At 65.4% G+C, this 9,229-nt stretch carries 7 protein-coding genes; 3 read left to right on the forward strand and 4 right to left on the reverse strand.

The features are described 5' to 3' along the window. The coding region (locus tag ACE3S9_RS10030; protein ID WP_374546317.1) for an efflux RND transporter permease subunit at positions 1-2,222 on the reverse strand (2,222 nt) is incomplete at its 3' end. A 4-nt stretch (positions 2,223-2,226) separates the two neighbouring features. Then, positions 2,227-3,363: an efflux RND transporter periplasmic adaptor subunit gene (locus ACE3S9_RS10035; RefSeq protein ID WP_374546318.1), complete on the reverse strand. Its 1,137-nt coding sequence runs from the start codon at positions 3,361-3,363 to the stop codon at positions 2,227-2,229. 243 nt (positions 3,364-3,606) lie between these two features. On the opposite strand from ACE3S9_RS10035, the gene ACE3S9_RS10040 reads away from it, so the two are divergent. The 3 genes from ACE3S9_RS10040 to ACE3S9_RS10050 all read left to right on the forward strand — a co-directional run bounded on the left by ACE3S9_RS10040 (position 3,607) and on the right by ACE3S9_RS10050 (position 7,726). Beyond that, positions 3,607-4,080, forward strand: coding sequence for a hypothetical protein (locus tag ACE3S9_RS10040; RefSeq protein ID WP_374546319.1), 474 nt, complete (start codon positions 3,607-3,609; stop codon positions 4,078-4,080). 99 nt (positions 4,081-4,179) lie between these two features. Continuing rightward, positions 4,180-5,484, forward strand: coding sequence for a TAXI family TRAP transporter solute-binding subunit (locus ACE3S9_RS10045; RefSeq protein WP_374546320.1), 1,305 nt, complete (start codon positions 4,180-4,182; stop codon positions 5,482-5,484). Between the two features lie 22 nt (positions 5,485-5,506). Beyond that, a complete protein-coding gene (locus ACE3S9_RS10050) occupies positions 5,507-7,726 on the forward strand; it encodes a DUF3141 domain-containing protein (protein ID WP_374546321.1) in 2,220 nt (739 codons plus the stop codon). Between the two features lie 3 nt (positions 7,727-7,729). Here ACE3S9_RS10050 and cax read toward each other — a convergent pair whose 3' ends face one another. Both cax and ACE3S9_RS10060 read right to left on the reverse strand, forming a co-directional pair. After that, the gene (gene cax, locus ACE3S9_RS10055; RefSeq protein ID WP_374546322.1) at positions 7,730-8,794 is read right to left on the reverse strand and encodes a calcium/proton exchanger; all 1,065 of its coding nucleotides are present in this window, start codon (positions 8,792-8,794) and stop codon (positions 7,730-7,732) included. 39 nt (positions 8,795-8,833) lie between these two features. Continuing rightward, positions 8,834-9,229, reverse strand: a 396-nt coding sequence (locus ACE3S9_RS10060; RefSeq protein ID WP_374546323.1) for a sodium-independent anion transporter, incomplete at its 5' end; no start/stop codon positions are given.

Raw genomic sequence — 9,229 nt, forward strand, 5'->3', positions numbered from 1 at the left:
CTCAGCGGCACGCCGAGGATCTGCGCCTTGTCGCGGTCGATATCGAGATAGATCGACGGATTGGTCGCCGAGAAGGTGGTGAACACCCGGTTCAGCCTGGAATCCTGATTGGCGGCGATGGTCAGGCCGCGTACGACCTGCGCCAGCTCCTTCGGATCGGCGCCGCCGGTGTCCTTCACGACATAAGTGAAGCCGCCGCCGGTGCCGAGGCCGATGATCGGCGGCGGCGCCAGCGCCACCACCGTGCCGCCGGTGATGGCGGTGAATTTCTGGCCGAGGCTCTTGATGAGCGCCTGGGCGGATTCAGACTTGTCGCGGCGCTCCTCGAAGGGCTTCAGCGTCACGACGATGAAGGCGGAGTTCGGCTGCGAATAGGAATCGATGAAATTGAGGCCGACCACCGAGGTGTAATCCTCGATCGCCTTTTCCTCCTTGAGGATCGCCTCGGCCTGGCGCACCACGTCATTGGTGCGGTTGAGCGACGCGCCGCCGGGAAGCTGAACCACGACGAAGAAGGCGCCCTGATCGTCCTCGGGCAGGAAGCCCGTCGGCGTCTTTTTCGCGAGCGCCCAGACGCCCGCGCTGGCGACGCCGACCATGACGAGGCCGATGACCGAGACGCGCACCAGTCGCGCAACGACGGCGCCATAGCGGTCGCGCACCCAGTCGATCGAGCGCATGACCCAGCCGACGATTCCACGCCGCGGGCCATGATGGCGCTTGAGCAGCACGCCGCAGAGCGCCGGGGACAGCGTCAGCGCGTTGACCGCCGACAGGAACATGGCGACCGAGACAGTGACAGCGAACTGGCGGAACAATTCGCCGGAAATGCCGGGAATGAAGGCGACCGGGACGAAGACCGACATCAGCACGAGGGTGATGGCGATGATCGGCGCGGTGATCTCCGCCATGGCCTTTTTGGTGGCCTCGGCGGGAGTGAGATCCGGCTCCTCCTCCATCACGCGCTCGACATTCTCGACCACGACAATGGCGTCGTCGACCACGATGCCGATGGCCAGAACCACCGCGAGCAGCGAGACCGTATTGGCCGAATAGCCGACCGCTTTGAGCGCGATGAAGGCGCCGATCAGGCTGACCGGCACGGCGAGCGTCGGAATGAGGGTGGCGCGGAAGCTGCCAAGGAAGAAGAACACGACGAGGACGACGAGAATGAAGGCCTCGATCAGCGTCTTCTGCACCTCGTGGATCGTGTCGGTGACGAAGACCGTCGGGTCATAGGTGACCTTCCAGGCGACATCGTCCGGGAAATTCTTTTCCAGCGCCGCGATCTGCTTCTTCACCGCGTCGAGCGTGGTCAGCGCATTGGCGCCCGGCGTCTGGTAGATCGCGATCGCCGCCGCCGGCGAGCCGTTGAAGAACGTGTCGCGGTCGAGATTGGCCGCGCCCAGCTCGACGCGGGCGATGTCCTTGAGCCGCAGGATCGAGCCGTCCGCGGCGGTGCGGATGATGATATTCTCGAATTCCTCGACCGAGGTCAGACGGCCCTTGGTCTGGATGTTGAGCTGGATCTGCTGGTCGTCGGCCGCGGGACGCGCGCCGATGCGGCCGACCGCCGCCTGGACGTTCTGCGACTGGATGGCGTTGATGACGTCCGCCGTGGTGAGGCCGAGGCCGGTCAGGCGGTCGGTGAGAACCCAGGCGCGCATGGCGTAATCCTGCGGGCCCCACAAAGTGGCGTCGCCGACGCCGGGCGTGCTGCGGATCTGGTCCAGCAGGTTGATCGTGACGAAATTGGAAAGGAACAGCGGGTTCTTGGTCCCCTTCGGCGAATAGATGCCGATGACGCCGAGCAGCGCCGAGGATTTTTTCTTGACCGTAATGCCCTGTTTCTGGACCTCCGGCGGCAATTGCGCCAGCGCGATCTGGACGCGGTTGTTGACATTGACCGCGTTGATGTCGGGATTGGTGCCCAGTTCGAACGAGACCGTAAGCGTGTAGCTGCCGTCGTCGCCGCTCACGCTCTTCATGTAGATCGCCTTGTCGACGCCGACCACTTGCGCCTCGATGGGCTGCGCGACGGTGGAGTCCACGATCTTGGAATTGGCGCCCGGATAGAAGGTCGTGACCGACACCTGAGGCGGCACGATGTCGGGATATTGCGCCAGCGGGATCGACAGCAAAGCGAGGAGGCCCGCGATGGTCGTGACGATCGCGATGACGATCGCGAGACGCGGCCGATCGACGAAAAGGGCGGAGAACATGGACTCAGCTCCGGTTCTGGGTGACGGGCGAAGCGGTCACCGGCGCGCCGGGCCTCACATTCTGCAAGCCTTCGACAATCACGACATCGCCGGGGGAAAGGCCGCTCTCGACCACCATGTCGGAACCGCTCTCGCCGCCGACCTTGAGACGGCGCACAGCCGCCTTGCCGTCCTCCACCACGAAGACATAGACGCCGTCCTTGTCGGCGAGCAGCGCCGCCTGCGGCACGACGACCCGGCTCTGCGGCGCGTCGCTCGCCAGTTGCAGGCGCACGAGCTGGCCGTCCCGCAGCCGCTCGTCCGGATTCGGGAACACCGCGCGCAGTGTGATCGTGTCGGTGGAGCGGTCCACCTTGACGTCGACGAAATCGATCTTGCCGGCCTGGCCATAGGTCGTGCCGTCCGCGAAAGTGAGCTTCGCCCCGGTGTTGTCGAGGCTTGTCTTGGCGTCGCCGGTCACCCGCAGGAATTCGCGCTGGCTGACCGGGAAAGTCACATACATCGGATCCTGGCTGACGATGGTCGCCAGCACGCCGCTGTCCGGCCCGACGACATTGCCGGCCGTCACATTGGTCAGGCCGATGCGGCCCTTGATTGGCGAGGTGATCGAGGCGTAGCCGAGATTGATCTGGGCGGTCGAGAGATTGGCCTTGGCGCTGAGCACCGCGCCGGCGGACTGCTGGTCCTGCGCCGCCGCCTGATCGCGCTGCACCGCCGTGCCGGCCTGTTTGGTCAGCAGTTCTTCCGCGCGCTTCAACTGGATTTCGGAGAGCGTCTTGGACGCTTCGGCGCGTTCGAGCGCGCCCTGCGCCTGTTCGACATCGGCCTTGAACAGGTCGGGCTCGATCTCATAAAGCGGCTCGCCAATCTTGACCGCCTGGCCTTCCTGGAAGGCGACCGATTGCAGATAGCCTTTTACGCGGGCGCGGACTTCGACCTTTTCCACAGCATCGACGCGGCCGACGAAATCCGCGCCCTTGGAAATTTCCTTGGTCACGGCGGGCGCGACGCCCACGCGGACCGGCGCCGGCGTCTGCGCGAAAGCCGCGACGGCGGAAATCAGCACGGCGGCCGCGACGGCCGGAACCACGCCGACACGCCGGCCGGATAGGACCTTCAGGGAGCGGGAATGGGCGGCCATCGTTCCTTGTCCTCCGGAATTTTTGGCGGGGGCGCGGTGAGCGCGAATCGCCGGCAAACAGATGGGGTGGGGAAAACTAGACCATCGATCTTTCATTCGTGTGAGCGCCACCTGAGAAAATCGCAGGGGTTGACCTTTGATCGACGTCATTGCTCCTATTGACTAGCCGGAACAGTCTAAACGGGCAAGTACGCCTTTCGGGAAGGGGCGGACCAGGCGGCGTTCCGACGGGGAGCATCCAAAATGTCAGAGAATCCCAAATCGAGCCTCGAAAACCTGTCCGACGACGACGTCTTCATGTCGGTCAAGGAACTGAAGGCCTATGTCACTCACGTCGAACTGGCCAAGGCGAAGAAATCGATCGAGGCGCAGAACCGCGCCGACCAGGCCAAGCAAGAATTGCTTGAGCGGCTGAGATCGGACAAGCCGATCGATGATTTGCGCATCCGCAGCTTCCTGCTGCGCGTCAAGGCGGCCGCCGAAGCCGGCCAGAGCCAATTGCTGATGGGCCGCTTCCCTTCCGAATTGTGCACAGACCACGGCCGGGCCATCAATATGGCCGAACCAAACTGGCCCGACACGCTCACCGGCCTCCCGCGTCAGGCCTATCTGACCTGGAAGGACAAGCTCCAGCCTCTCGGCTACAAGCTCTCGGCGCTGATCGTCGACTGGCCGGAGGGCGTGCCCGGCGACGTCGGCCTCTATCTGTCGTGGTGATGATCCTGCCGGATCCGACGCGCCTGCAATGAAGCGGCCGGCGGGACGCCGCCGGCGCGCGGGCGCGCTTGGGCCAGGCTTGGGAATCGGAGGCGAGGCTTGAGCAATCTCCAGCGCCGCATTGTCGCGCTGATCGCGTTGGTTCTCGCGCTGGGGCTCGGCGCGGCGGCCTGGCGCTTCCTGTCCCAGCCCAAGATCCTGGCCGTCGCGGTCGGGCCGGCCAATTCCGACGATTCCGATTTCATCGCCGCCTGGAGCCGGGTGCTCGCCGCGGATGGCGGACACCTGCGGCTCAAGGCGGTTCCGACCTCCGGCCCAGCGGAATCGCTCGAAAAGCTGAAAAAGGGCGAGGTCGCTCTGGCGGTGGCGCGGATCGACCTCGGCGCGTCGGAAAAAATGCGCGCGGTTGCGGTGTTGCACAGCGATCCGGTGGTCATCGTCGCGCCGGAAAAAGCCAAGATCGACACATTCGCGCGCCTGAAAGGCAAGAGCCTCGGCGTGATCGGGCCGCCCCACGCCAATGACGTCCTGATTGATACTCTGCGCCGCCATTACCGGGCCGATCCCAATGTCGTCGCTCTGCCGCCCACGCCTGCGGAGATCGTGGCGGCCTTTCGCGAGGGCAAGGTCGACGCCTTGCTGTTCGTCGCGCCGACAACGCGGAGCGCTACGGTGGCCGACAATTGGTCGACGACCCGGCGCGCCATGGGCAAGGCGCTCGCGATCACGCCGATCGACGAGGGCGACGCCATCGCCGAGGCCTCGCCAGTCTATGAATCCGGCGAGATCCCCGCCGGCCTGTTCGGCGCGTCGCCGCCCACGCCCGCCGAGGAGGTCGCCACCCTGCGCACATCGACCTATCTGCTCGCCGACCGTGGCTTGTCCGACCGGACTATCGGCCAACTGACGCGCAACCTGTTCGAAAACCGCCAGCGCATCGCCGCCGATACGGCCGTCGCCAATCTCGTCAAGGCGGCGAGCGTCGACAAGGACGCCGTCATTCCGGTTCATCCCGGCGCGCAGGTCTATTATGACGGCGAGGAAACCGGCCTCGTCGAACAATATGGCGACTGGCTCTATTACGGGCCGCTGCTGCTGGGCGGAATCGCCTCCGCCGTCATGGCGTCGCTGCGTTTCCTCGGTTTCACGCGCCACGATGAGACCAGCGAGAGCCTGCTGGCGAAAGTCCCCGAAGTGATCGCCTTGATCAAATCGGCGCAAACGACACAGGAGCTCGATGAAATCCGCGCGCGGATCGATCTGGCGGTCGAACGTTTCACCCATGACGTCGTCGAAGGCAGCGTCGAAGAGCAGAAGACGGCGCCGATCGCGCTCGCGGTGGATTATCTGGGCCGGATGATTTCCGAACGCCGCGCCGAGCTTGCGCGCGCGGCCAAGGCTTGAAACGACTAAAGGGAGGGGAAGGATGTCTGAGCAGAAGATCCCGTCGAACGCCCTGCAGGACTATTGGACGGACGCCGCCCAACGCTGGGTCCTGAGCCTCGACGTGCTGCGCCAGCGCGGCGACAACCATTTCACCCATGCCGCCATGACGGCGCCCAATGTTCTGACCTTCCCGGTCACGCTGGTGATGGACGGCCGCAAGCTGGAGCGGCCGGTCAATTACGGCCTGACGCGCGTAACGCCGCCGGAAGACGTCCCCAGCGATCCGCGCAAGCCGCCGATCGTGGTGGTCGATCCGCGCGCCGGCCACGGCCCCGGCATTGGCGGGATGAAGGACCATAGCGAGATCGGCGCGGCGCTCGCGGCCGGCCATCCCTGCTATTTCGTCGGCTTCCTGCCTGATCCCGTTCCGGGCCAGACCGTCGAGGACGTTTGCCGCGCCGAGGCCGCCTTCATCGCGAAAGCCGCCGAACTTCACCCCGACGCCGACGGCAAGCCCATTGTCATCGGCAATTGCCAGGCTGGCTGGCAGGTGATGATGATGGCCGCGCTCAATCCCGATCTCGCCGGGCCGATCATGCTGGCCGGCTCGCCCCTGTCCTATTGGGCCGGAGTGCATGGCAAGAATCCGCTGCGCTATCTCGGCGGCCTGCTCGGCGGCACCTGGCTGACCGCGCTTTCGGGCGATCTCGGCGCCGGCATTTTCGACGGCGCCTATCTGGTCGCCAATTTCGAATCGATGAATCTCGCCAATACCTACTGGAGCAAGCCGTATAATCTCTACGCCAAGGTCGATACGGAAGCGAAGCGCTTCCTCGATTTCGAGACTTGGTGGGGCAGCCCGGTCCTGCTCAACGCCGGCGAGATGCAATGGATCGCCGATAATCTCTTCGTCGGCAACAAGCTCGCCGCCGGCTTGATCCGCACCTCCGACGGCGCGCGAATCGACCTGCGCGACATCAAATCACCGATCATCTGTTTCTGCTCCTGGGGCGACAATATCACCCCGCCGCAGCAGGCTCTCGACTGGATCCTCGATCTCTACGACACGATCGACGACATCGTCGCCCATGGCCAGACCATCATCTATTCCGTGCATCCGAGCATCGGCCATCTCGGCATTTTCGTCTCCGGTCAGGTGGCGCAGAAGGAGCACGCCGAATTCGTCTCCTTCATGGATCTGATCGAGGTGCTGCCGCCCGGCCTCTACGAGGCGGTCATCGTGGAGGCCGACAAGGTCGAAGGCGAGCGCGCGCTGATCAAGGGCGACTATTTGTTCCGGCTCGAACGGCGCACGCTCGACGACATTCGCGCCTTCGGCGTCAATGACGAACTCGACAACAAGCGTTTCGCCGCCGCCGCGCGGGTGTCGGAGATCAATCTCGGCCTCTACCAGACCTTCCTGCGCCCCTTCGTGCGGGCGACGACCAATGAAACCACGGCCTCGTTCCTGCGCGAGACTCATCCCTATCGGCTGCGCTTCGCCAGCTTTTCCGACCGCAATCCGGCCATGGCGCCGATCAAACAGGCCGCGAACGAAGTCCGCGCCCATCGCAAGACGGTCGCCGAGGACAATCCCTATCTCGCGCTGGAGCGGATCGGCTCGGCCTGGATCACGACCTGGCTCGAATCCGCCGGCGCCCTGCGCGACGCCATGACCGAAGCCTTCTTCCTCAACGCCTATGCCTCGCCCTGGCTGCAGGCCGCCATCGGACTCGGCGGCGAACAGGGCGCCGAAAGCCGCCGCGCCGCGCGCGACCTCAAGAGCGAGGCGGAAGCCGCGCATCTGCGCGCCCGGTTGGAGCATCTGTTCGACAAGGGCGGGCTGGAAGAGGCCTTTTTGCGCGCGCTGATCTATATCCGGCTGCCGGAAGGCACGATCGACGAACGCGGCTACAATATGCTGAAAATCATCCGCGAATCGCGCAAGGCCGGCGAGAGGCTCGACACGCAGCGCTTCAAGGACGTGTTCCGCGAACAATTGCAACTGGTCGCGCTCGACGCCGATCGCGCCATGGCCGCCTTGCCGAAACTGGCGCCCCCCGGAAGCGCCGACGCCGACAAGGCGCTGAAGGCGCTGCATCTGATGATGTCGGCGCGCGGCGCCCCGCCGGAGGAAGGCCAGCGCCGGCTTGCCGAGGTCGAGGCGCTGCTCGGCGCGACGCCCGCGCAAGCCGAAGCGCCGGAAGTCGCGGCGCCGCGCCCGCGCGCCGTCCGCAAACCGAAGACCGCAACCGAATAAGGCTCAAGGCGCGACCGGCGATCCGGGCAGGAAGAAGAAGCTGAGCGCCATGACCAGATAGACTCCGAGCAATTGCGCGCCGCGCAGCCAATCGGAGCGGCCGTCGCCGGCCACTTGGCCGGTGATCAGCACGGCGAGCAGGATCATCAGCACCAGCCCGCCCGGAAAGGCCAGATCCATCGGCGCGGGGCCAACGAACAGGCTGGCGAGGACCAGCACGGGCGCCACGAACAGGGCGACCTGCGCGCTGGAGCCAATGGCGATCGACAGCGAAAGGTCCATGCGGTTGCGCAGCGCCGCCTGGATCGCGGTGGCGTGTTCGGCCGCATTGCCGACAATGGCCACCAGAAAGACGCCGACGAAAGCCTTGCTCAGCCCCACCGCATGGGCGGTCGGCTCGATGGCGCCGACCATGATCTCGCTCATCCAGGCCACGCCGATGGTCGCCGCCGTCAGGATCGCCAGCGCCCGCCCGACCGATTGGGGCGCTTCGCTTGTCTCCTCCGCTTCGCGCTCTCCCGCGAACAGAGCGCTATGGGTGACCAAAGCGAAAGCGAGATAAGCGGCGTAAAGCAGGATGAGCACGATTGCGATCGCGACGCTGAGACGGCCCAGCCCCTCCGCCGTCGCGCCCGAGGCGATGCGGAAGGCGGCGGGGATGACAAGCGCGATGGCCGCCAGCGTCAGCATGGCCGCCTGGGCGCGCGCGCCGGCTGGATTGTAATGCTGCTCGTGATGACGCAGCCCGCCGGCCAACATGGCCGCGCCCAGAACCAGCAGAATATTGCCGATGATCGAACCCGCCAGCGAGGCCTTGACGACATCGGTCAGCCCGGCCCGAAGCGCAGCGAGCGCGATGATCAGTTCGGCCGCATTGCCGAATGTGGCGTTGAGCAATCCGCCGACGCCCTCGCCCAGCCGCGAGGCCAAGCGCTCGGTCGCCTCGCCCATCCAGCCGGCGAGCGGCAGGATGGCGAGGCAGGAGGCGGCGAAGACGAGAATGGACCGGCTCGGCGCGAAATATTCGAGGCCGAGCGTGACAGGGATGAAGATCAGCAACCAGTTCATCGCCGTCCTCCCGAATCATGGGGGCGCTACTTGGGGGCGCTATTCGCGGTCCTCCCAGTCCACCCAATCGACGTCGTGGCTATCGAGATAAGCGCTGACCGCCTCGCCGATGGTTCGAAAAAAATTCTGACCGCCGAACTGGGCGAACAGGCCGAACCGCTGAAGCTTGTCCTTCACCGGCCCCTTGAGTTCGGCGAAACAGAGTTCGACGCCCGATTCCTGCAGCGTCGCGTCGAGTTCGGACAGAGCATCGCCGGCGGTGACGTCCACGCTGGTCACGGGCTCGGCCGCGATGACCAGCCAGCGCGCCGGACTGGGCGCCTGCGCCACCGCCGCCAGCGCCCGTTCACGAAAAAATTCAGCATTGGCGAAGAACAAAGGCGCGTCCCAGCGAAACAGCACCAGGCCTGGAATCTGGCGCGCTTCGGGGTGGCG

This window comes from Rhodoblastus sp. (genome assembly GCF_041915505.1).
In the GTDB taxonomy this organism is placed as follows: domain Bacteria; phylum Pseudomonadota; class Alphaproteobacteria; order Rhizobiales; family Beijerinckiaceae; genus Rhodoblastus.

What these genes read in the sequence shown, in the direction of transcription:
- ACE3S9_RS10035 (WP_374546318.1), bottom strand. Translation starts at nt 3,363, where the DNA reads ATGGCCGCCCATTCCCGCTCCCTGAAGGTCCTATCCGGCCGGCGTGTC.
- ACE3S9_RS10040 (WP_374546319.1), top strand. Translation starts at nt 3,607, where the DNA reads ATGTCAGAGAATCCCAAATCGAGCCTCGAAAACCTGTCCGACGACGAC.
- ACE3S9_RS10050 (WP_374546321.1), top strand. Translation starts at nt 5,507, where the DNA reads ATGTCTGAGCAGAAGATCCCGTCGAACGCCCTGCAGGACTATTGGACG.
- cax (WP_374546322.1), bottom strand. Translation starts at nt 8,794, where the DNA reads ATGAACTGGTTGCTGATCTTCATCCCTGTCACGCTCGGCCTCGAATAT.